Annotated in this window: 23 protein-coding genes, 1 pseudogene and 1 riboswitch; of the genes and pseudogenes, 13 read left to right on the top strand and 11 right to left on the bottom strand. The window is 61.3% G+C overall.

Annotated features, from left to right (window positions below):
* The first annotated feature begins 42 nt into the window (after positions 1–42).
* On the top strand, positions 43–1,365 hold the full coding sequence (gene hisD, locus HX812_RS05490; RefSeq protein WP_033899389.1) for a histidinol dehydrogenase: 1,323 nt from the start codon (positions 43–45) through the stop codon (positions 1,363–1,365).
* 3 nt (positions 1,366–1,368) lie between these two features.
* Positions 1,369–2,421, top strand: coding sequence for a histidinol-phosphate transaminase (gene hisC, locus HX812_RS05485; protein WP_016976595.1), 1,053 nt, complete (start codon positions 1,369–1,371; stop codon positions 2,419–2,421).
* 130 nt (positions 2,422–2,551) lie between these two features.
* Here the strand turns inward: hisC and HX812_RS05480 are convergent, their stop codons facing one another.
* Both HX812_RS05480 and upp read right to left on the bottom strand, forming a co-directional pair.
* The gene (locus HX812_RS05480; protein WP_038849865.1) at positions 2,552–3,826 is read right to left on the bottom strand and encodes a uracil-xanthine permease family protein; all 1,275 of its coding nucleotides are present in this window, start codon (positions 3,824–3,826) and stop codon (positions 2,552–2,554) included.
* A gap of 2 nt (positions 3,827–3,828) precedes the next feature.
* Positions 3,829–4,467: a uracil phosphoribosyltransferase gene (gene upp / locus HX812_RS05475; RefSeq protein ID WP_010213094.1), complete on the bottom strand. Its 639-nt coding sequence runs from the start codon at positions 4,465–4,467 to the stop codon at positions 3,829–3,831.
* Positions 4,468–4,631: 164 nt separating this feature from the next.
* On the opposite strand from upp, the gene HX812_RS05470 reads away from it, so the two are divergent.
* The 4 genes from HX812_RS05470 to HX812_RS05455 all read left to right on the top strand — a co-directional run bounded on the left by HX812_RS05470 (position 4,632) and on the right by HX812_RS05455 (position 6,543).
* Complete coding sequence (locus HX812_RS05470; protein ID WP_038849867.1) at positions 4,632–5,189, top strand: hypoxanthine-guanine phosphoribosyltransferase; 558 nt, start codon at positions 4,632–4,634, stop codon at positions 5,187–5,189.
* A gap of 3 nt (positions 5,190–5,192) precedes the next feature.
* Positions 5,193–5,660 carry a WbuC family cupin fold metalloprotein gene (locus HX812_RS05465; protein WP_038849869.1) on the top strand — a complete coding sequence of 156 codons (468 nt, stop codon included), beginning with the start codon at positions 5,193–5,195 and terminating at the stop codon, positions 5,658–5,660.
* 35 nt (positions 5,661–5,695) lie between these two features.
* Positions 5,696–6,181 (top strand): hypothetical protein, encoded by a 486-nt coding sequence (locus tag HX812_RS05460; RefSeq protein WP_016976600.1) that lies wholly within the window; start codon positions 5,696–5,698, stop codon positions 6,179–6,181.
* A gap of 74 nt (positions 6,182–6,255) precedes the next feature.
* Positions 6,256–6,543, top strand: coding sequence for a PA4642 family protein (locus HX812_RS05455; RefSeq protein ID WP_016976601.1), 288 nt, complete (start codon positions 6,256–6,258; stop codon positions 6,541–6,543).
* Positions 6,544–6,606: 63 nt separating this feature from the next.
* Here the strand turns inward: HX812_RS05455 and mqo are convergent, their stop codons facing one another.
* Both mqo and HX812_RS05445 read right to left on the bottom strand, forming a co-directional pair.
* Positions 6,607–8,115, bottom strand: coding sequence for a malate dehydrogenase (quinone) (gene mqo, locus HX812_RS05450; RefSeq protein WP_038849871.1), 1,509 nt, complete (start codon positions 8,113–8,115; stop codon positions 6,607–6,609).
* Positions 8,116–8,833: 718 nt separating this feature from the next.
* Positions 8,834–9,067, bottom strand: coding sequence for a hypothetical protein (locus HX812_RS05445; RefSeq protein WP_033899399.1), 234 nt, complete (start codon positions 9,065–9,067; stop codon positions 8,834–8,836).
* A gap of 194 nt (positions 9,068–9,261) precedes the next feature.
* Here HX812_RS05445 and HX812_RS05440 point away from each other — a divergent pair, with 194 nt between their 5' ends.
* The gene (locus HX812_RS05440) at positions 9,262–9,849 is read left to right on the top strand and encodes a YajG family lipoprotein (protein ID WP_038849873.1); all 588 of its coding nucleotides are present in this window, start codon (positions 9,262–9,264) and stop codon (positions 9,847–9,849) included.
* Positions 9,850–9,906: 57 nt separating this feature from the next.
* On the opposite strand, the gene HX812_RS05435 is transcribed toward HX812_RS05440, so the two are convergent.
* A complete protein-coding gene (locus tag HX812_RS05435) occupies positions 9,907–10,116 on the bottom strand; it encodes a hypothetical protein (RefSeq protein ID WP_033899405.1) in 210 nt (69 codons plus the stop codon).
* 182 nt (positions 10,117–10,298) lie between these two features.
* Between HX812_RS05435 and HX812_RS05430 the strand changes: the two genes are divergently transcribed.
* Complete coding sequence (locus HX812_RS05430) at positions 10,299–10,556, top strand: hypothetical protein (RefSeq protein WP_038849876.1); 258 nt, start codon at positions 10,299–10,301, stop codon at positions 10,554–10,556.
* Between the two features lie 3 nt (positions 10,557–10,559).
* Here HX812_RS05430 and HX812_RS05425 read toward each other — a convergent pair whose 3' ends face one another.
* The gene (locus HX812_RS05425) at positions 10,560–11,723 is read right to left on the bottom strand and encodes a 1-acyl-sn-glycerol-3-phosphate acyltransferase (protein WP_177128126.1); all 1,164 of its coding nucleotides are present in this window, start codon (positions 11,721–11,723) and stop codon (positions 10,560–10,562) included.
* 132 nt (positions 11,724–11,855) lie between these two features.
* Between HX812_RS05425 and HX812_RS05420 the strand changes: the two genes are divergently transcribed.
* From HX812_RS05420 to HX812_RS05410, 3 genes are read left to right on the top strand one after another with little or no spacing between them, the layout of a single operon-like run.
* Entirely contained in the window at positions 11,856–12,038 is a 183-nt protein-coding gene (locus HX812_RS05420) for a CPXCG motif-containing cysteine-rich protein (protein WP_010213079.1), read from the top strand.
* Positions 12,039–12,048: 10 nt separating this feature from the next.
* Positions 12,049–12,309, top strand: coding sequence for a putative signal transducing protein (locus HX812_RS05415; RefSeq protein WP_033899411.1), 261 nt, complete (start codon positions 12,049–12,051; stop codon positions 12,307–12,309).
* Positions 12,310–12,345: 36 nt separating this feature from the next.
* A complete protein-coding gene (locus tag HX812_RS05410) occupies positions 12,346–12,966 on the top strand; it encodes an SOS response-associated peptidase (RefSeq protein ID WP_016978303.1) in 621 nt (206 codons plus the stop codon).
* Here the strand turns inward: HX812_RS05410 and HX812_RS32310 are convergent.
* Together HX812_RS32310 and HX812_RS32305 are read right to left on the bottom strand one after the other, a co-directional pair.
* A complete protein-coding gene (locus HX812_RS32310) occupies positions 12,963–13,706 on the bottom strand; it encodes a methyl-accepting chemotaxis protein (RefSeq protein WP_370590777.1) in 744 nt (247 codons plus the stop codon). The two genes, HX812_RS05410 and HX812_RS32310, sit on opposite strands and share 4 nt — an antisense overlap.
* A 114-nt stretch (positions 13,707–13,820) precedes the next feature.
* Positions 13,821–14,021 (bottom strand): annotated as a pseudogene (locus tag HX812_RS32305) (HAMP domain-containing protein); the annotation flags it as partial.
* A 1,321-nt stretch (positions 14,022–15,342) separates the two neighbouring features.
* Here HX812_RS32305 and HX812_RS05400 point away from each other — a divergent pair.
* Positions 15,343–16,161 (top strand): M48 family metallopeptidase, encoded by an 819-nt coding sequence (locus tag HX812_RS05400; protein WP_038849881.1) that lies wholly within the window; start codon positions 15,343–15,345, stop codon positions 16,159–16,161.
* 135 nt (positions 16,162–16,296) lie between these two features.
* On the opposite strand, the gene HX812_RS05395 is transcribed toward HX812_RS05400, so the two are convergent.
* From HX812_RS05395 to HX812_RS05385, 3 genes are all read right to left on the bottom strand, one after another.
* A complete protein-coding gene (locus HX812_RS05395) occupies positions 16,297–16,881 on the bottom strand; it encodes a TMEM165/GDT1 family protein (RefSeq protein WP_016978300.1) in 585 nt (194 codons plus the stop codon).
* A gap of 89 nt (positions 16,882–16,970) precedes the next feature.
* Positions 16,971–17,090, bottom strand: a riboswitch (yybP-ykoY riboswitch).
* Between the two features lie 51 nt (positions 17,091–17,141).
* Entirely contained in the window at positions 17,142–18,140 is a 999-nt protein-coding gene (locus HX812_RS05390; protein ID WP_038849882.1) for a class I SAM-dependent methyltransferase, read from the bottom strand.
* A 30-nt stretch (positions 18,141–18,170) separates the two neighbouring features.
* Entirely contained in the window at positions 18,171–19,136 is a 966-nt protein-coding gene (locus tag HX812_RS05385; protein ID WP_038849884.1) for a 2-hydroxyacid dehydrogenase, read from the bottom strand.
* A gap of 85 nt (positions 19,137–19,221) precedes the next feature.
* On the opposite strand from HX812_RS05385, the gene HX812_RS05380 reads away from it, so the two are divergent.
* Positions 19,222–19,854 carry a LysE family translocator gene (locus HX812_RS05380; RefSeq protein WP_010213066.1) on the top strand — a complete coding sequence of 211 codons (633 nt, stop codon included), beginning with the start codon at positions 19,222–19,224 and terminating at the stop codon, positions 19,852–19,854.
* Positions 19,855–19,921: the final 67 nt, after the last annotated feature.

Genomic DNA, 19,921 nt, shown 5'->3' with positions numbered 1-19,921 from the left:
TAGGGCGCCTGAGTTTTTGCCAATTCTATTGAGGCCCTCGCTATGACCACGTCCACTGCAATTGCCCGACTCAACGCTGCCGACCCGGATTTCGCCCATCATCTGGATCATCTGCTGAGCTGGGAAAGCGTGTCCGACGAGTCGGTCAACGGGCGAGTGCTCGACATCATCAAGGCCGTGCGCGAGCGCGGTGATGCGGCGCTGGTGGACTTCACCCGCCAGTTCGATGGCCTGGACGTCGCATCGATGTCCGACCTGATCCTGCCCCGTGAACGCCTGGAGCTGGCCCTGACGCGCATTACTGCACCTCAGCGCGAAGCCCTGGAAGTCGCGGCGGCGCGGGTGCGCAGCTACCACGAAAAGCAGAAACAGGACTCCTGGAGCTACACCGAGGCCGACGGCACCGTGCTGGGCCAAAAGGTCACGCCGCTGGACCGCGCCGGCCTGTACGTGCCAGGCGGTAAAGCTTCCTACCCGTCGTCGGTATTGATGAACGCCATCCCGGCCAAAGTGGCAGGCGTGACCGAAGTGGTCATGGTGGTGCCGACCCCGCGCGGTGAAATCAACGAGCTGGTGCTGGCCGCTGCGTGCATCGCCGGTGTCGACCGTGTGTTCACCATCGGTGGCGCCCAAGCCGTCGCCGCCTTGGCTTATGGCACCGAAAGCGTGCCGAAGGTCGACAAGGTGGTCGGCCCTGGCAATATCTACGTCGCCACCGCCAAGCGTCACGTGTTTGGCCAGGTCGGTATTGACATGATCGCCGGCCCGTCGGAAATCCTGGTGGTGTGCGACGGCCAGACCGATCCGGACTGGATCGCCATGGACCTGTTCTCCCAGGCCGAGCACGACGAAGACGCCCAGGCGATCCTGGTCAGCCCGGACGCCGCGTTCCTCGACCAGGTCGCCGCCAGCATCAACAAGTTGCTGCCGACCATGGACCGCGCCGAGATCATCGAGAAGTCGATCAATGGCCGTGGCGCGTTGATCCTGGTGCGTGACATGGAGCAGGCCATCGAAGTGGCCAACCGCATCGCGCCGGAGCACCTGGAGCTGTCCGTCGCCGATCCACAAGCCTGGCTGCCGTCGATCCGCCATGCCGGTGCGATCTTCATGGGCCGCCACACCAGCGAAGCCCTGGGCGACTACTGCGCGGGCCCGAACCACGTGTTGCCGACGTCCGGCACCGCGCGTTTCTCGTCGCCGCTGGGGGTGTATGACTTCCAGAAGCGTTCGTCGATCATCTTCTGCTCGCCGCAGGGCGCCTCCGAGCTGGGCAAGACCGCCTCGGTGCTGGCCCGTGGTGAGTCCCTGAGTGCCCACGCCCGTAGCGCCGAATACCGCATCCTTGAAGAGAAGGGGAACTGAGACATGAGCAAATTCTGGAGCCCTTTCGTCAAGGACCTCGTGCCTTACGTGCCCGGCGAGCAACCCAAGCTGACCAAACTGGTCAAGCTCAATACCAATGAAAACCCCTACGGCCCATCGCCCAAGGCGTTGGCGGCGATGCAGGCGGAGTTGAACGACAACCTGCGCCTGTACCCGGACCCCAACAGCGACCTGCTCAAGCAAGCGGTCGCCAAGTATTACGGGATCGATGCCGGCAAGGTGTTCCTCGGTAACGGTTCCGACGAAGTCCTGGCCCATATCTTCCACGGCCTGTTCCAGCACGACCTGCCGCTGCTGTTTCCGGACATCAGCTACAGCTTCTACCCGGTGTATTGCGGCCTTTATGGCATTCAATCCGACCCGGTGCCGCTGGACGAGCAGTTCCAGATTCGTGTGGCGGACTACGCCAAGCCCAACGGTGGGATCATCTTCCCCAACCCGAACGCGCCGACCGGCACCGTGCTGGCGCTGGATGCGGTGGAGCAGATCCTCAAGGCCAGCCCGGATTCGGTGGTGGTGGTTGATGAAGCCTATATCGACTTCGGCGGCGAAACCGCGATCAGCCTGGTGGACCGTTACCCGAACCTGCTGGTGACCCAGACCCTGTCCAAATCGCGCTCACTGGCCGGTTTGCGCGTGGGCCTGGCCGTGGGCCATCCGGACCTGATCGAGGCGCTGGAGCGGGTCAAGAACAGCTTCAACTCCTATCCGCTGGATCGCCTGGCGATTGTCGGTGCGGCGGCGGCGTTCGAGGACCGTGAGTATTTCGACAAGACGTGTCAGTTGGTGATCGACAGCCGCAACAAGGTGGTCGGGCAGTTGGAGGCGAAGGGCTTTGAAGTGTTGCCGTCGGCGGCGAACTTTATCTTTGCTCGTCACCCCAAGCACGACGCTGCCGGCCTGGCGGCCAAGTTGCGTGAACAGGGTGTGATCGTGCGGCACTTCAAGCAGGCGCGGATTGCGCAGTTCCTGCGGATCAGCATTGGTACGCCGGAGCAGAACCAGGCGCTGATTGATGGCCTCGGTGAGCTCTAAGCCACACTGAAGATCAAAAAAATGTGGGAGCGGGCTTGCTCGCGAAGGCGGTGTATCAGTCAAACCTATATCGACTGACACTCCGCTTTCGCGAGCAAGCCCGCTCCCACTTTTGGTTTTGCGGTGTTAGTTACAGCAGCGGTTCTTCCGGCTTCTTGTTCTTCCAACCATCATTGCCCGGCAGCAGCAGGTTCAAGCCAATCGCTACTACCGCACACAGGGCAATGCCCTTGAGGCCGAAATCATCCGGGCCGGTGCCGGTGCCGACCAGCACACCGCCAATCCCGAATACCAATGTCACCGACACGATCACCAGGTTGCGCGCTTCGCCCAGGTCGATCTTGTGGCGGATCAGCGTGTTCATGCCCACCGCCGCGATCGAGCCAAACAGCAGGCACAGGATCCCGCCCATCACCGGCACAGGGATGCTCTGCAGCAGTGCGCCGAATTTGCCGATAAACGCCAGGCTGATGGCAAACACCGCTGCCCAGGTCATGATCTTCGGGTTGTAGTTCTTGGTCAGCATCACCGCGCCGGTCACTTCCGCGTAGGTCGTGTTAGGCGGGCCACCAAACAGGCCGGCGGCTGTGGTGGCAATACCGTCTCCCAGCAGGGTGCGATGCAGGCCGGGCTTCTTCAGGTAGTCGCGGCCGGTCACGCTGCCTACTGCAATCACACCGCCGATATGCTCAATCGCCGGTGCCAGGGCCACGGGGACGATGAACAGAATCGCCTGCCAGTTGAACTCTGGCGCGGTGAAGTGGGGCAGGGCGAACCACGGCGCGGCGGCGATCTTCGCCGTGTCGACCACGCCAAAGTAGAACGACATGGCAAAGCCCACCAGCACGCCGGAGATGATCGGCACCAGGCGGAAAATGCCCTTGCCGAACACCGCCACGATCAACGTGGTCAGCAGCGCCGGCATCGAGATCATCATCGCCGTCTGGTAATGGATCAGCTCGGCACCATCGCCGGCTTTACCCATCGCCATATTGGCGGCGATGGGCGCCATGGCCAGGCCGATGGAAATGATCACCGGCCCGATCACCACAGGCGGCAGCAGTCGGTCAATAAAACCGGTTCCTTTGACCTTCACTGCGAGGCCGAGGAAGGTATAAACGAAACCGGCCGCCATCACCCCGCCCATGGTCGCCGCGAGGCCGAATTGGCCTTTGGCGAGAATGATCGGTGTGATAAACGCAAAGCTCGACGCCAGGAATACCGGCACCTGCCGCCCTGTCACCACCTGGAACAGCAACGTGCCCAGGCCTGCGGTGAACAGCGCGACGTTTGGATCAAGACCTGTGATCAGCGGCATCAACACCAGCGCGCCAAATGCTACGAAGAGCATTTGTGCGCCAGACAGGATCTGGCGCCAAAGCGGGTCGTTGAATTCATCCTGCATGCTCACGCGTCCTTCTGCTTGGTGCCGAAGATCTTGTCACCGGCATCGCCCAGGCCTGGGATGATGTAGCCGTGTTCGTTCAGGCGCTCGTCGATGGACGCGGTGTAGATCTGCACGTCCGGGTGGGCCTTCTCGACGGCCGCAATGCCTTCGGGCGCAGCGACGAGGACCATGGCGCGGATGTCCCGGCAACCGGCTTTTTTCAGCAGGTCGATGGTGGCAACCATGGAACTGCCGGTGGCCAGCATCGGGTCGATGATCATCGCCAGGCGCTCGTTGATTTCCGGAACGAGTTTTTCCAGGTAGGTGTGGGCCTCCAGCGTCTCTTCATTGCGGGCTACGCCCACGGCGCTGACCTTGGCGCCCGGGATCAGGCTGAGAACGCCTTCGAGCATGCCGATACCGGCGCGCAGGATCGGGACCACGGTGATTTTCTTACCAGCGATTTTCTCCACCTGGACGGGACCGGCCCAACCGGGGATCTCGTAGGTTTCCAGGGGCAAATCCTTGGTGGCTTCGTAAGTGAGCAACGCTCCGACTTCCTGAGCAAGCTCACGGAAGTTCTTCGTGCTAATGTCGGCGCGGCGCATAAGGCCGAGCTTGTGTCGGATCAGCGGGTGGCGGATCTCGCGAGTGGGCATGGGAAAGGCTCCGGCGGCGGGCAAAAAAACCGGCCTAGATTAATCTATCCGAGGGTGTTGTCCTATAGACATCTAGTACGTTAGTCCATTAAGGCTTGCTCGGAGCGCACGAGAAGCGTACCTTCGCCCGCTTTTCTTGCCACAGCACCCCCTTGGAGAGCGCCATGTCCGCTGATCTCGAGCATATCCGTCAAATCATGCGCGAGGCTGACTGCCTGTACACCGAAGCGCAAGTCGAAGAGGCGATCGCCAAGGTCGGCGCGCACATCACCCGCGAAATGGCCGACACCAACCCGGTGGTCTTCTGCGTGATGAACGGTGGCCTGATCTTCGCCGGCAAATTGCTGACTCACCTGCAATTCCCGCTGGAAGCTTCCTACCTGCACGCCACTCGCTATCGCAACGAAACCAGCGGCGGCGACCTGTTCTGGAAAGCCAAGCCGGAAGTTTCGTTTATCGACCGCGACGTGCTGATCATCGACGACATCCTCGATGAAGGCCACACCCTGGGCGCGATCATCGACTTCTGCAAACACGCCGGCGCGCGCAACGTGCACACCGCTGTGCTGATCGATAAAGACCACGACCGCAAAGCCCGCCCAGACCTGAAGGCCGATTATGTCGGCCTGCCGTGCATCGACCGCTACATCTTCGGTTACGGCATGGACTACAAAGGCTACTGGCGCAACGCCAATGGCATCTACGCCGTCAAAGGGATGTAAGTCATGGCCCGCTTTCTGGATCAGAGGCTGTTTGCCGAACTGGCCGAGAAAGCGGGCGTCAGCCCTCGTGGCCGGCACCATCACAATTTCCACCAGATGGAAGAACCTTGCCACCGTCTGGCCGTAGGGCTGCAACCCAGCACTTATGTACCACCGCATCGTCACCTGAGTGCGGACAAGGCGGAAACCTTGCTTGTGCTGCAGGGCAGCCTGGGTTTGCTGGTGTTCAGTGAGTCCGGCGAAGTGCTCACCAAGCGCGTGATGCAGGCTGGCGGTGAGTGCGCTGGGGTCGATCTTCCACCTGGCGTGTTCCACGGCCTGGTGGTGCTAGCGCCCGACACGGTGATGTTCGAGTGCAAGGCTGGCCCGTATCGCCCTGTGGGCGAAGGCGAACTGGCCGACTGGGCCCCTCGCGAAGGCGATGCTGGCGTGGCCGAGTATCAACGCTGGATGCTTGCCCAGTTCGATTGAGCTACAGTGCTGGGCCCATCTTGCCGGAGCGGCCCATGAGTCTGTTGATACGCACCTGCGCCGCCCTGGCGCTGACCCTCAGCCTGCCGCTGGCCGCGGCGCCGGCACCGATGCACAGCCAATTCCTGCCCTCGGACGACCTGAACCTGCGCGCCGAAGCGCCGGACCAGCAGCAATTGTTGCAAGTCACCGAGTACGCGGTGGTGGTGGGCAACCAGCGCCAGTCCAGCCAGCAGCCGATCCCGGTGACTTCGCCGCTGATGATCCGCCTCAAGGGCAAGTCCCTGAACAAAGGCGCGTCTATCGCCCAAGTGGTGCTCAATTTCGACGCCGAAAGCAAAAGCCTGAAAAAACCGGCCTACGATGACAAGAGCAAAACCCTGACACTGTCCTACCCGGTGGCTCAATACCGCGTGATTGTCGACCTGCTGCGCAATGACACGGTGTACGTGCAGTTTCTCAGCTACGCCAATGGCCACATCTGGGCGGATCTGCACACCGGCGCTGTAAAGGCCAGGTAGCCCCGCCTACACAAGCCCGCGCCCCGCAGGTAGACTTCAAGCCCCGTGTAAATGTCTGCAGGCTGGAGTCGGTAATGCGTAAAGATAAGAAACAGGTGATTGGTGACGAGATCGGCGACGATCAGATCAAGTTGTTCCTGGACTTCGAGCCGGTCGACGCGACTTCCCCGTCCCTGCACAAACTGATCAAGGCCTACCGTGGCCTGCGTATCGACGATTTCGAGCGGTTCCTGGGCTTTTTCAAGGAAGCGGGCCTGGACCTCGACGGCAAGGATGAGCATGGCCAGACCTTTGTCGACCTGATCAAGGACCAGCGCAACGCGGACGAGTACATCGAACTGATCGAAAACGCTCGCGGCTGATTATCCGAGACAAAAAAAAACGCCCCGTTCTCAGGTTGAGAGCGGGGCGTTTTTTATGGTGCCTCAAGCGTAGCTTTCGGTCTCGGCGGCAGGTTCAACCAGCTCCAGGCTGATGTTGTTCTGCGCGTTGATCTTGCGATACAGCTCGGCGTCCGTCTCCAGGACCTTTTCCCGAGCCGGGAAAATTTCCTGCAACTTGGCGGCCCATTCACCCGCCGCTTTGCCTGGGAAGCACTTCTCGATCAATTCCAGCATGATCGAAACCGTCACCGAAGCACCTGGGGACGCGCCCAGCAGCGCAGCCAGCGAGCCGTCTTTGGCCGCGACCAGCTCAGTGCCAAATTGCAGCACGCCGCCTTTTTTCGGGTCTTTCTTGATGATCTGCACCCGTTGGCCGGCCACTTCCAGGCGCCAGTCTTCGGCTTTCGCCTCCGGGTAGAAGCGACGCAGGGATTCCAGGCGCTGTTCCATGGACTGGCGCACTTCGCTGACCAGGTACTTGGTCAGGTCCATGTTGTCGCGGGCCACGGCGAGCATCGGGCCGATGTTGCCGGCGCGAATCGACATCGGCAGGTCGAGGAACGAGCCGTGCTTGAGGAACTTGGTGGTGAAACCGGCGTATGGCCCGAACAGCAGGGACTTCTTGCCATCCACCACGCGGGTGTCCAGGTGCGGCACTGACATCGGCGGCGAGCCCACGGCGGCCTGGCTGTAGACCTTGGCCTGGTGGTGCTTGACCACGTCCGGGTTGTCGCAACGCAGCCACTGGCCGCTGACCGGGAACCCGCCAAAACCTTTGCTTTCTTCGATGCCCGAGGCTTGCAGCAGCGGCAGGGCCGCGCCACCGGCGCCGAGGAACACGAACTTGGCGTCCACTTCACGGCTGTTGCCGCTGTTGACGTCCTTGATGCTCACGGTCCAGCCCGCGCCGTTGCGCTTGAGGCCGGTGACGCGCTTGCAGTACTTGACCTGGGCGTCGGGCGAGCTGGTCAAGTGGCTGAGCAGTTGGTTGGTCAGCGCGCCGAAGTTGACGTCGGTGCCGTTCATCACGCGGGTGGCCGCGATTTTTTCGTCGAGCGGGCGGCCCGGCATCATCAGCGGCATCCACTCGGCCATTTCGCTACGGTCTTCGGTGTAGTGCATGTCCGAAAACGCGTGGTGCTGGCTGAGGGATTCAAAGCGCTTCTTGAGGAAATCCACGCCTTTGTCGCCTTGCACGAAGCTCAGGTGCGGCACCGGGCTGATAAAGGACTTGGACGAGCCAAAGGTGCCCTTTTTGGTCAGGTACGCCCAGAACTGCTTCGACACCTCGAACTGGGTGTTGATGTGCACGGCTTTCTTGATGTCGATGGAGCCATCGGCGGCCTGCGGCGTGTAGTTCAGCTCACACAGCCCGGCGTGGCCGGTCCCGGCGTTGTTCCACGGGTTGGAACTTTCCGCGGCACCCGAATCCATCAGCTCAACGACTTCCAGCTTGAGGCCGGGGTCGAGCTCTTTGAGCAGTACGGCCAGGGTGGCACTCATGATGCCGGCCCCTACCAGTACTACGTCGACTGCTTCGTTATGCGCCATTTAACGCGTCTCCAAAATCTGCAGCACCAAATTGACGGCATGGCTGCCAGGAGTGACGGGGCGGTTCACGTGTTGCCCCAGGTTACCCATGGCCAGGATCGCCATGTCCGATTCGCAATTCTTTGCATGTTCAGCGCACGCTTCCTGCCGGGCTAATCTGCCTATGAACGCATTCATGGGCGCCTGTGGCAATTCGACTTATGGTCAAAGCGTGCGATTCGTGCAACCAATCCGTAGCGGACAGGCTCAAGCTCCGGTTTTTAAGGCGTGCTCGGTCCTGTGTGGTTGGGCTGTTCCAGACGCTGATGGTGCTTGTACAAACGCCAAACTATTCATTTGCTCGCCACACTCTTGTGAAGTTGTGAAAACCCGTTTTTTCACGCTCTTTTGAAGACGTGAACCTCAAAAAAGGGCTGCCCCAGCCTGGCACCTGGCCCCTAGCCGACACGCGGCAAAACGGGCAAACAACTCAAGTGGCCGAGCGCAATGGCAGCTCTGGCAGATTCGGTAAAGGCGGGTGGTTTGCAAAGAAAACAGCAAGCGCGCCAGCTTCACTCGATCTGTGTGGGCGGCTCTCTGTGGGCGATTGGGGGGTTAGTGCCGAGGCATTAACGATGCTGCGAGGCCCGATCAGGAGACGTCCTTATAATCGGGGGGAGATTGTAGCGAAGAACGCCAGGGAAATGGGCGTGTTTTATGACTTTTATTAGGCGTTCGGTCAGGCGGCCAACGGCTGATGCCGGGGCGACCGCGCAGGACGTGGGCTGACGCGGGCGCGGGCCGGCAGCGGGTGGTGCATCCAGCTCAGGCGGATTTCATCGATTTCTACCCAACCGTCGCCAACAGGCGGCTGGCTGCACTCTTTGAAGGCCTGGCAACGACCTTGCACATCGAGCAGGGCGAACTGACGAAGGGCTGGCTTGCGCGTAAACAATGACCAGAGAAAATGCATGGCGATCAACCTCCTTAGATTGGGACCCAGCATGCCTGGCCGGGATGACGAGCCCATGTAACGGGTGTGACATATCGGTGACATCGAACCGCCGCCCAGCCAACCGGTCTCAGGTTGTAACTGATGCTAGTTCCCCGCAGTGGCGCCCCGCTATACTGCCGGCCTGTCGGATCCTGATTTCTGGAGAGAAGCGCATGTTGCAACGCCTGTTGTTCGGTTTGATCACTGTGACCAGTTTGACTCTGGTTGGCTGCGCCAACAGCCCGCAACAACTGACCCCTGAGCCGAAAATCACCACGCAGCTGGCCCCAGTGGGCCACGGCCAGCCGGTGTCGGTGCGTGTGGTGGATGGTCGTCCGTCGCCGACCCTCGGCTCGCGCGGTGGCCTGTACCCGGAAACCGCCTTGGTCTCGGTGAATGCCCAGGACGTGCTGCCCAAACTGCAGGCCCAGGCAGAAGCCGCCGTGCGTCTGCTGGGTTTCACCCCGAGCGCGAATGCACCGGGTGCGCCGCAGTTGACCATCACCCTGGCTGAACTGAAGTACCAATCGCCTAAAGACGGCCTGTACGTGACCGAAGCGTCCATCGGCGCGACCTTCAAGTCCGATGTCAGCGCCGGCACCCGTCGCTACAGCGGTCGTTATGGCGCGTCCCTGAACCAGCGCTTCGGCATGTCGCCGAACCAGGAAACCAACACCAAGCTGGTCAGCGACGTCCTCAGTGATGCCTTGACCCGCCTGTTCAAGGATCCAAGCATCGGTTCGTTGCTCAGCTCGCAATAAGCGATCCAGCAAAAAGCCGGGCTCAGTGATGAGCCCGGCTTTTTTTCGTCTCCAGTTTCATGCGGCGCTGTCGATACAGAAATCCAGCAGGCTCACCCCTGTCAGCAGATCGGTCTCCGGCAGGTCCGCATGCTGATGTCCGCCGAGGGCGCAATACACCAGCCAGTGGCGGTCCTGGACGTTGAAGGCGAGGCCGCCGACCAGTGCTTCTTGCTCATCACTTTGGGCGATCAGGTACAGCCGATCCTGGTTTTGCGCGTGCAGCATGACAAGCTCCTAAGCGTCGAAGGGCAACAGAGTGGCTTGTTAAGGTGACGTTCAGGTGACGGCGTAAATTACTGGATACATTACCCGTCAATGGGGGAGGGAGCATTTACGGCGCCGGAGGCCACTATCGTTCAGGTTTGTATCTGAACCGATACCAAAACACTGTTTTACCGAGGTTTGCGATGGCGCTGCCCGCATTATTGACCAATGTTGTTGCGTTAGCAGTGGCCTGCCCGGGCGCTGCGCTGCTGTTCATCACTCGCCTGCGCGAACAGCGCGCACTGGCCGACCTGACCGCGCAAGGTGAAGACCGCGCGATCGACCAGCCGATGTTGTTTCTGGATGTGCGCACCGAACGGGCGCATCGTCTGGCTTACCGCATCGGGTTTGCCTGTTTGGCGCTGGCGCTGGCCATCTCCTGGCTCAGCACCCGCCTCTAAGCCTTAAAGGGCAATCCCGGCCTTGACCCGATACTGATTACGCACCGGCGTTGCATATTGCACCACCAGGAAGGGTCGGTGCTCGGCCGGGCATTCGTTCAAGCGCCGCTCCCACTCCGCCTTGGCCTTGGCCAGTTCGTCCGCCGGGAACACTTCGGCGGCGGTCGGCACCTGCAATTGCGGGTCGGCGTCGCTCCACTGGGCGTAGGCCAAGTAATGCACCGGGAACAAACGGTATCCGCCGAGAATCTGCCGGTCCATCTCTGCGGCCAGCAGCTTGGTGTCTTCGAAGCGCTCGGTGATCGGCGGCGCGAAGTTCACATGCACGCGGCCTTTGTAGCCGGTGATGCCCAGCGCAATGCTCACGTCATCCTCGCCCGGCGCCTTGCTGTAGGTGCCGGTGGTGGCGCGGATGTACAGCTCGCGGGCCTTGGCTGAGTCGCACGGGTCATATTCGTAGCTGATCGATACCGGCGTCAGGTTCAACGACTGGATCACCTCGGCAAACGGCTCATCCTTGCGGCTGACGTGGAACATCTTGAGGATCGCCGACTCGGTGCGATCATCCCCATCCTTGGCGCGCCCTTCAGCCTGGGCGATCCAGATCGATGCAACGTCGTTGCGGATCGAATGGTTGATGTATGCCGACAGCAGTTGATAGGCCGCCATCTTCTCTTTGCGCCCGGTGATCGAGCGGTGCACGATGAAGCTCTTGTTCAGGCGCATCAGGTCGCTGACAAACGGCTTTTGCAGCAGGTTATCGCCGATGGCGATGCGCGGCGTCGGCAGGCCAGCGTGGTAAACGGCGTAGTTGACGAAGGCCGGGTCCATCACGATATCGCGGTGGTTGGCCAGGAACAGGTAAGCCATGCCGGACTTGAGCTGCTCGACGCCCGTGTAGGTCACGCCGTCGGTCGCCCGATCAATGGTGTGGTCGACGTAGTACTCGACTTTGTCCTGCAGCGTGGCCACGGTGGTGACGCCAGCGAACTCACGGCGCAGTTTGCGGGCGATCATCGGCTTGAGCAGCCAGCCCAGGGCGCCGGCAAAGCGCGGGAAGCGGAAGTGGGTCAGGATGTCCAGAAAGGCCTTGTCACTGAACAGACGTGCCAGCACTGCCGGGACTTCGCTGTCGTTGTAAGGTCGGATGGTATCGAATTCGCCCATCATGCTCTCTTGTTAGAAACGGCTAGGGTAAGTAAAGGAAATACCAGGGGGCGGACTGAGGAATGGCCTCAGCCGAAAATAGCCCTGTCAATAGACCGGCGATTATACGCACAAGTCACCTTGGAGGCTGCGATGCTGGAAAACGCGACGTACGATTGTCCTTATTGCGGTGAAGTGGTCGAGACAACTGTGGATTTGTCCGGTGGTGACCAGACCTATATAGAGGACTGTCAGGTCTGTTGCCGGCCGATCATTTTCGATCTGCAGGTACATGGGGAAGAGTGGATGCTCGAAACCCGAAGCGAAAACGAATAACGGATACACCATGCAGCGAATCTACGAACCGGAAAACCTTATGGAAGGCGAACTGCTGCAACAGATGCTCGCCAGCGAGGGCATCGAGGCGCATCTGGTGGGCCGTCATTTGCTCGGCGGCACCGGCGAGTTGCCTATTTTCGGCCTGCTGGGCCTGGAGGTGGACAACGACCGCGCCATGGACGCCCGTGAGCTGATTACTGCTTATATCGGCGCACAACCGCTGCCCGGTGATGAACCCGACAGCTTCCCCGATGTGCTGGTCTGTTAGGCTGTCGGTCGGTTTACCCAAGAGTCGTGTTGCCCCATGTGTGGACGTTATGCCCTGTTTCGCTGGAACCCTGCCTTTGCTGCCTTGCCGGGCTTCCCGGCCGATCAGCAGGCCCAGTGGAATATTTCCCCGAATGATTCGGTACTGATCCAGCGCGTCACCGATGGCCAGCGCACCCTGGCCCGCGCTCGCTGGGGTCTCACGCCGCCGTGGTTGACCGATCTTTCCCGCACGCCCGCCCATGCCCGCGCCGAAACCCTGGCCGAACAACCGATGTTCCGCGAAGCATTCCGCCAGCGCCGTTGCCTGCTGCCCGCCAATGGGTTCTACGAATGGCGCGGCACCCAGCGCAAACGCCCGTACTGGCTGACGCCGGGGGAGGGCTCCACGTTGTTTTTCGCCGCGATCTGGGAAGCGTATCCGGTGCAGGAACAGGTGTGGCTGAGCACGGCGGTGGTGACCCAGGCGGCGCAGGCCCAGCGTCGCCCGCTGATTCTGGATGAGGCCGGGCAGGCAGCCTGGCTCGATCCCGAGACGCCGTTGCATGTATTGCAAGGCCTGCTGGCCAGTGAGCCCGTCGCGCTGCGCGAACGGGTGCTGGCCAACATGGTCAACGATCCCAAGCTCAATGGGCCGGAGTGCCTGACCCCGGCTTAGACCTTGAACTGATTGATCAGCCGGCGCTGCTGCTCCGCCAGCTTGGTCAAGTCCGCACTGGCCGCGCTGGATTCATCTGCGCCGCCCGCCACTTCATTGGCCACCTGGCCGATATTGATCACGTTGCGGTTGATGTCCTCGGCCACCGCGCTCTGTTCCTCGGCGGCACTGGCGATCTGTGTGTTCATGTCGTTAATCACCGAGACGGCCTGGGTGATCGTCTCCAGCGCTTCGGCCGCCTTGGCTGCGTGTTGCACGCTTTCATCGGTGCGGTTCTGGCTGTCCTCCATCACCCGCACCACGTCCCGCGTGCCTTGTTGCAACTGCTGGATCATGGTCTGGATTTCTTCGGTGGCCTTTTGGGTCTTCTGCGCCAGGTTGCGCACTTCGTCGGCGACCACTGCAAATCCACGACCTTGCTCACCGGCCCGCGCCGCCTCGATGGCGGCGTTGAGCGCCAGCAGGTTGGTCTGTTCGGCAATCCCGCGAATCGCGGTGAGGATGGCGTTGATGTTCTCGCTGTCCTTGGCCAAGGTTTGCACCACGCTCACCGCTTTGCCGATTTCCTCGGCCAGTGCGCCGATGGAGGTGGAGGTGTCGCGCACAATACGCATGCCTTGGCTCGCGGCCTGGTCGGCATGGCTGGCAGCTTGGGCGGCCTGGGTGGCGTTGCGTGCAACGTCTTGCGCAGTGGCGGTCATCTCATGCACGGCGGTGGCGACCTGGTCGATTTCCACCATCTGCTTATGCACGCCCTGGTTGGTACGGATCGCGATGTCGGCAGTGTGTTCCGAGGAATCGCTGACCTTCTGCACCGAACTCACCACCTGAGTAATCATGCCTTGCAGCTTGATCAGGAAGGTGTTGAAGCCGCTGGCGATCGCGCCCAGTTCATCGGCACGGTCACTGGTCAGGCGCCGCGTCAGGTCACCTTCGCCCTGGGCGATATCATTGAGCATCGCGACCATTTGCTTGAGCGGACGGGCAATGCCGTGGCCGACCAGCCAGATCACCAGCAAACCAATACCCGCGATCAGCAGACCGGCGATGGTCATGCCGAAAATGTCGGTCTTGCGCTGGGCTTCCAGGTCGCTTTGCAGCTTCTGCGAATCAGCCATCACGGCGCTGAGCGGTAGTTGCAGCATCAGCGTCCAGCGCGCGTCGGCCTGGCCGATATTGAACGGCAGGAACAGTTCGATGTGCCCGTGTTCCTTGTCGATGTCGTAGCGCACTTCGCCGACTTTCAACTGGCCGAGGTTGGCCAGTTCATTGCTGTCGAGCAGGTCGCTGGCCTTTTCGCCGAGCTTGCTGGCGTCCTTGGTGTAGGCCACCAGGCGACCGTTGCTGGAGATCAGCGCCAGTTCACCCGCGCCGTTGTAGAGTTTTTGGTCGGCGCTGGTGAGCATATCCTGGATGAAGTTCACCGACAGGTCGGCACCGACAATGCCTTGGAACGCGCCGTCGATCATGATCGGCTCGATGAACGAAGCCAGCATCACCATCGCGTTGCCCACCTTATAAGGGGCAGGGTCGATGGCGCAGGCCTTTTTGTTTTCCTTTGAGCACAGGTAGTACTCACTGGCGCGTACGCCGGTGGAGAGGATGTTCTGGTCGTTGACGTCGGCAAGCTTGTCCAGGCCTAGGCTGCCATCGGCGTTGCGATACCACCACGGCAGGAAGCGGCCGTCGGCGGCCATGCCGACAATGGGGCTGTTCACATAGGCCGCGTCGTTATGATCGATCGCGTTGGGCTCCCAGCCAATGTAGGCGCCGAGGATCTTCGGGTTGCGCACCACGGTTTCATGCAGCAGGTTGATCAATTGCTCTCGGCCGACTTGCAGGGCCGGCTCGCCCTTGGCGTCTTTCATGCCGAGCAGGGCGTTGGCGGTGGCCAGGCTCTTGGCGGTCACCAGCGGTGCTTCGAGTTCGCGCTGGATCAGGGTGGCCTGGGTCTGGGCCAGGGCGGTCAGGCGCTGCTCGATGATCTGTTCAAACTGCACTTGGGTGCGATCCTGCACCATCTCTTGGGTCCGCGCTCCGGCAAACAAGGCGTACAGCACCAGCACTGCGACCACGCTCAGGACAATCGCCCCGGCCAGTGCCGCGACGGAAAATTGGATCGACTTGAATTTCATGAAGGCTCCGGGCACAGGGGAGAGAATCCGCCTTTTTGTATCGGCCACGGGCGCGCAGGGCATTAGGGGTTGTCCTACAAAAATGTTTGGGGTGTCGCAAATGGAATGCCCGCCGCCGTTGTGGGTGCGGTGGGATGTATCCGAAAATCAGCGGTTACACGTCTGGTGTATCTGGCGTCGATACAAACGAGCGCCTACGATACGCGCCATGTTTTAAGGGCGTTTTTTCAGGGAGAGGTTCATGAAGAAGTCATTGGCAGTTAGCGGCCTGGTTGCAGCGATGCTGCTGGCCGGGTGTCAGTCGGTCAACACCACCAGCGGCGGCGCCGTTGGGGTTGAGCGCAAGCAGTACATGTTCAGCATGCTGTCGAGCCAGGAAGTCGACCAGATGTATGCCCAGTCCTACCAGCAGACGTTGGGCGAAGCCAATAGCAAGGGCCAGGTGGACAAGACCAGCGCCAACGCCAAGCGCGTGCAGGCCATCGCCAACCGCTTGATCGCCCAGGCGCCGACCTTCCGTGCGGATGCCGCGCAATGGAAGTGGGAAGTGAACCTGATCAAGAGCGACGAGATGAACGCCAACTGCGGGCCTGGCGGCAAGATCTTCGTGTACAGCGCCTTGATCGATAACCTCAAGCTCACCGATGACGAACTGGCCGCCGTGATGGGCCATGAAATCGCCCACGCCTTGCGTGAACACGGCCGTGAAGCCATGTCCAAGGCCTACGGTATCGAGATGGCCAAGCAGGGCGCCGGTGCCTTGTTCGGCCTCGGCCAGGACAGCCTGGCATTGGCCGATACCGTGGCCAACTACGGCATGACCTTGCCCAACAGCCGCAGCAATGAAAACGAAGCGGATCTGATCGGCCTGGAGCTGTCGGCCCGTGCCGGCTACAACCCGAACGCTGCCATCACCTTGTGGAACAAAATGGCTAAAGCCTCGGAAGGTGCGCCGCCGGAGTTCATGAGTACTCACCCGGCGTCCGACAGCCGAATCGCCTCGTTGCAGGCGGCGATTCCGAAGGTGATGCCGCTGTACCAGCAGGCAAAAAAATCCTGATACGAAAGGTATGGTGAAGATCCATATGTGGGAGCGGGCTTGCTCGCGAAAGCGGTGGATTAGTCAGAACATATGGTGACTGACACTCCGCATTCGCGAGCAAGCCCGCTCACACATTGGGTCGGGTTTGCAGCCTTAGATCCAACCGCTGCTCTGCATGGCCTTGTAAACCGCCACAATCGCCAGGATGAAGAACGCCGACGCCGCCAGTCGACGAATCAGCGTCAACGGCAGTTTCTCCGCCGCAAAATTCCCCGCCAAGACCACCGGCACGTTGGCAATCAGCATGCCCAGGGTCGTCCCGATAATCACCAGCCACAACTCCGGGTACTGCGCCGCCAGCATCACCGTGGCGATCTGCGTCTTGTCACCGATTTCCGCGAGGAAGAACGCGATCAGCGTGGTCAGGAACGGACCGAATTTGCGCGTGGTGCTGGCTTCGTCATCGTCGAGTTTGTCTGGCACCAGGGTCCACAAGGCCGTGGCGCAGAAGCTCGCCGCCAGGATCCAGTGCAACACCGCATCCGAGAAGAAACTGCCGAACCAGGCCCCCACGGCACCGGCCGCCGCATGATTGGCCAGGGTCGCGGCGACGATGCCGGCGATGATCGGCCAGGGTTTGCGAAAGCGTGCGGCAAGGATGAGCGCGAGCAGTTGCGTCTTGTCGCCGATTTCGGCCAAGGCAACGATTGCGGTAGGAACGAGTAGTGAATCCAGCATCAGGTAGGTTTCCAGGGGCGGGTCGACACGGCTATGACACGTACAGCCTTCCCGCCCCGGGTAAGGTGTGCGTGTCATAGGTCTTGTCAAACCCCGGTCCGTCTGTGCGGACTCCTGGGTCGCATACGCCATGGTCTGCTGACCAAGTATGTTGACGTATGCCGGACGAGCGTGGCGCTCGTGGGAGACTACTCCCCTAGGACGGAGCGGATTCTGCCTAGGCAAAATCCATTCGGCAAGCCTTCTTTTTCAAACGCCCGTCAGCCGCGCTTGGCACGGTAGATGCGAAAACCATTGCCTTCGGCCTTGATTGCGCACACGCCCAGGTGCTCTTCGATCAGCGGCTGGTACTTCAGGAAGCTGTTGGCGACCAGGCGAAGTTCGCCACCTTTTGCCAGGTGTTTCGCCGCTTTTCGCAGCAGGTTTTCAGTGGCGAAATAATCGGTGTGCACGCCGACATGGAACGGCGGATTGCTCAAAATCGCGTTCAAACCCATGGGTGCCGCGTCGATGCCGTCACCGGTCAGCACCTCGGCTTCCAGACCATTGGCGGCCAGGGTCAAGCGACTGCTGGCGGCGGCGAAGGCATCCACGTCGAGCATCGTCACCGTGTTGTGCGGGTAGCGACGTTTGACCGCAGCCCCCAGCACGCCGGCACCACAACCGAAGTCCAGCAGATGGCCGCTGGGCAGTTTGTCCAAGTGCTCCAGCAACAACTCGGTACCACGATCCAGGCGCCCGTGGCTGAACACGCCTGGCAGGCTCACCACTTTGAGCGGGCCCTCGGCCAGCGGCACGTCGAAGACCTGCGCGAGGCTCTCCAGCTCGACCGCCTGCGGGGCGTTGGCCACGGTGATCTGCCACAGCTGGCAATGCCGCGCGCTGTCGAGCTTGCGCGGTTTGCCGAAGGGGATCAGCTGCTTGGCGGCGCTTTCGATACCGGCTTTTTTCTCGCCGACCAAAAACAGCTCGGCGCCGGGCAAGCGCGAGGCCACGGCGTTGAGCAGGTAGTCGGTGAGGTCCTTGGATTTGGGCAGGAAGATCACCGCCGTATCAAACGCCCGGTCAGGCGCGTTCACGCCGAACTGGCTGCGCTCGGGGAAACGTGCGTCGAGTGCCGCCTGATCGCCGGCATGCCAGCACCAGCCGTGGGCATTGGGCAGGCGACCCAGCAGGTCGTCGGCAGGCAACCCTACCAGCAGCAGGTTGCCTTGAAAAAGTTCGGCCTGACGAAGCAGTACTTCACTGCGCGGATCCATGGTCTGCTCCTTGAAAAGGGGCGCAGTTTATCAACTGACGACGCGCAGCGGGGCGCCGTTGAAAAAGCCCCGGGCGTTTTCCGCCAGTTGGCCGACGATGCGCTGGCGCGCTTCGCGACTGCCCCAGGCGTTGTGCGGGGTGACGATCAGTCGAGGGATGTCACCGGCCAACAGTGGGTTGCCATTCACCGGCGGTTCCACGCTCAGCACATCGGTGGCCGCGCCGCCCAGATGGCCGCTGCGCAAGGCGTCCGCCAGGGCCTGCTCGTTGATCAAGCCACCACGCGCGGTGTTGACCACAAACGCGCCAGGTTTAAGCAGTGCCAATTCACGGGCGCCGATAAAGTCGCGGGTGTGTTCGTTGAGTGGGCAGTGCAGGGTGAGTGCGTCCACCTGCGCCAGCAGTTCATCCAGCGGCACGCGGTCGGCCCGCGCTGGCCGGCCTGGAATAGCGCCGAGCACAACACGCATGCCGAACGCTTCAGCCAGTCGCGCGACTGCGCCGCCCAATTCGCCATGACCGAGCAGGCCGAGGGTCTTGCCTTCCAGCTCCACAATCGGGTGGTCCAGCAGACAGAACTGCTTGGCCTCCTGCCACTTGCCGGCGCTGACGTCCCGTTGATAATCCGTCAAGCGCGTCGCCAGGTTGAGCAACAGCATGATCGTGTGCTGCGCCACCGACGGCGTGCCGTAGCCCTGGCAGTTGCTCACGGTGATGCCGTGGGCGCGGGCGGCGTCGAGGTCGACGTTGTTGGTGCCGGTGGCCGACACCAGGATCAGCTTGAGTTCCGGGCAAGCCGCCAGGGTTTCGGTACTGAGCGCGATCTTGTTGCTGATGACCACGTGGGCGCCTTGCACGCGTTCGATCACGTTCTGCGGCGTGGTGCCGGTAAACAACTGCAACTCGCTGAAGCTGCCTCGCAGCTCGCTGAGGTCGAGGTCCCCCAGGTCCAGGGACGGGTGATCAAGAAAGACGGCGCGGCGATTGTTCGTCATCAACTGTACCTTTTGCGACAGGGTTCGAAGGCGTAATCTCCCGAGCCTATCAGATGAAATAATCAGTTACTTAATTGGAGTGAGCATGTACGCCGCCGAATTTTTGACCGTAGCCTTGATTCACTTATTGGCGGTGGCCAGCCCCGGCCCGGATTTCGCGGTGGTGGTACGTGAAAGTGTGACCCACGGCCGTCGCGCCGGCACCTGGACTGCGCTGGGCGTCGGTTCGGCGATTTTCCTGCACGTGGGTTATTCGTTGCTCGGTATCGGCTTGATCGTGTCCCAGTCCATCGTGTTGTTCAACGCGCTGAAATGGGCGGCCGCCGCCTACCTGCTGTACATCGGCTTCAAAGCCCTGCGCGCCCAGCCGGCCAAACCTGCCGCCGAAGGCGAGTTGCACCGCGAAGCGGGCGAGCGCACCCCGCGTGGCGCATTCACCGCTGGTTTCGTGACCAATGGCTTGAACCCCAAGGCCACGCTGTTTTTCCTGTCATTGTTCACCGTGGTGATCAACCCCCACACACCGCTGGCGATCCAGGCCGGTTACGGCGTTTACCTGGCGGTAGCGACGGCGCTGTGGTTCTGCCTGGTGGCGATGTTGTTCAGCCAACAGCGCGTGCGCGCCGGGTTTGCGCGGATGGGGCACTGGTTTGATCGGACCATGGGCGCGGTGTTGATTGCGATTGGGGTCAAGCTGGCCTTCACCAGCATGAAGTAAGCTGGATGCTGGCGCAAAGCTAGCATTCATTGGGGTCTGCAAATCATTCCTTTGGCTGATTTGGCTG

Origin of the sequence: Pseudomonas sp. IPO3749, from assembly GCF_013386605.1 — a bacterium.
In the GTDB taxonomy this organism is placed as follows: Bacteria; Pseudomonadota; Gammaproteobacteria; order Pseudomonadales; family Pseudomonadaceae; genus Aquipseudomonas; species Aquipseudomonas azotoformans_A.
The sequence above is the reverse complement of the archived record's forward strand: the minus strand, read 5'-3'. Positions and strand labels throughout refer to the sequence as shown.

What these genes read in the sequence shown, in the direction of transcription:
- hisD (WP_033899389.1), top strand. Translation starts at nt 43, where the DNA reads ATGACCACGTCCACTGCAATTGCCCGACTCAACGCTGCCGACCCGGAT.
- hisC (WP_016976595.1), top strand. Translation starts at nt 1,369, where the DNA reads ATGAGCAAATTCTGGAGCCCTTTCGTCAAGGACCTCGTGCCTTACGTG.
- HX812_RS05480 (WP_038849865.1), bottom strand. Translation starts at nt 3,826, where the DNA reads ATGCAGGATGAATTCAACGACCCGCTTTGGCGCCAGATCCTGTCTGGC.
- upp (WP_010213094.1), bottom strand. Translation starts at nt 4,467, where the DNA reads ATGCCCACTCGCGAGATCCGCCACCCGCTGATCCGACACAAGCTCGGC.
- HX812_RS05470 (WP_038849867.1), top strand. Translation starts at nt 4,632, where the DNA reads ATGTCCGCTGATCTCGAGCATATCCGTCAAATCATGCGCGAGGCTGAC.
- HX812_RS05465 (WP_038849869.1), top strand. Translation starts at nt 5,193, where the DNA reads ATGGCCCGCTTTCTGGATCAGAGGCTGTTTGCCGAACTGGCCGAGAAA.
- HX812_RS05460 (WP_016976600.1), top strand. Translation starts at nt 5,696, where the DNA reads ATGAGTCTGTTGATACGCACCTGCGCCGCCCTGGCGCTGACCCTCAGC.
- HX812_RS05455 (WP_016976601.1), top strand. Translation starts at nt 6,256, where the DNA reads ATGCGTAAAGATAAGAAACAGGTGATTGGTGACGAGATCGGCGACGAT.
- mqo (WP_038849871.1), bottom strand. Translation starts at nt 8,115, where the DNA reads ATGGCGCATAACGAAGCAGTCGACGTAGTACTGGTAGGGGCCGGCATC.
- HX812_RS05445 (WP_033899399.1), bottom strand. Translation starts at nt 9,067, where the DNA reads ATGCATTTTCTCTGGTCATTGTTTACGCGCAAGCCAGCCCTTCGTCAG.
- HX812_RS05440 (WP_038849873.1), top strand. Translation starts at nt 9,262, where the DNA reads ATGTTGCAACGCCTGTTGTTCGGTTTGATCACTGTGACCAGTTTGACT.
- HX812_RS05435 (WP_033899405.1), bottom strand. Translation starts at nt 10,116, where the DNA reads ATGCTGCACGCGCAAAACCAGGATCGGCTGTACCTGATCGCCCAAAGT.
- HX812_RS05430 (WP_038849876.1), top strand. Translation starts at nt 10,299, where the DNA reads ATGGCGCTGCCCGCATTATTGACCAATGTTGTTGCGTTAGCAGTGGCC.
- HX812_RS05425 (WP_177128126.1), bottom strand. Translation starts at nt 11,723, where the DNA reads ATGGGCGAATTCGATACCATCCGACCTTACAACGACAGCGAAGTCCCG.
- HX812_RS05420 (WP_010213079.1), top strand. Translation starts at nt 11,856, where the DNA reads ATGCTGGAAAACGCGACGTACGATTGTCCTTATTGCGGTGAAGTGGTC.
- HX812_RS05415 (WP_033899411.1), top strand. Translation starts at nt 12,049, where the DNA reads ATGCAGCGAATCTACGAACCGGAAAACCTTATGGAAGGCGAACTGCTG.
- HX812_RS05410 (WP_016978303.1), top strand. Translation starts at nt 12,346, where the DNA reads ATGTGTGGACGTTATGCCCTGTTTCGCTGGAACCCTGCCTTTGCTGCC.
- HX812_RS32310 (WP_370590777.1), bottom strand. Translation starts at nt 13,706, where the DNA reads ATGGTGGAAATCGACCAGGTCGCCACCGCCGTGCATGAGATGACCGCC.
- HX812_RS05400 (WP_038849881.1), top strand. Translation starts at nt 15,343, where the DNA reads ATGAAGAAGTCATTGGCAGTTAGCGGCCTGGTTGCAGCGATGCTGCTG.
- HX812_RS05395 (WP_016978300.1), bottom strand. Translation starts at nt 16,881, where the DNA reads ATGCTGGATTCACTACTCGTTCCTACCGCAATCGTTGCCTTGGCCGAA.
- HX812_RS05390 (WP_038849882.1), bottom strand. Translation starts at nt 18,140, where the DNA reads ATGGATCCGCGCAGTGAAGTACTGCTTCGTCAGGCCGAACTTTTTCAA.
- HX812_RS05385 (WP_038849884.1), bottom strand. Translation starts at nt 19,136, where the DNA reads ATGACGAACAATCGCCGCGCCGTCTTTCTTGATCACCCGTCCCTGGAC.
- HX812_RS05380 (WP_010213066.1), top strand. Translation starts at nt 19,222, where the DNA reads ATGTACGCCGCCGAATTTTTGACCGTAGCCTTGATTCACTTATTGGCG.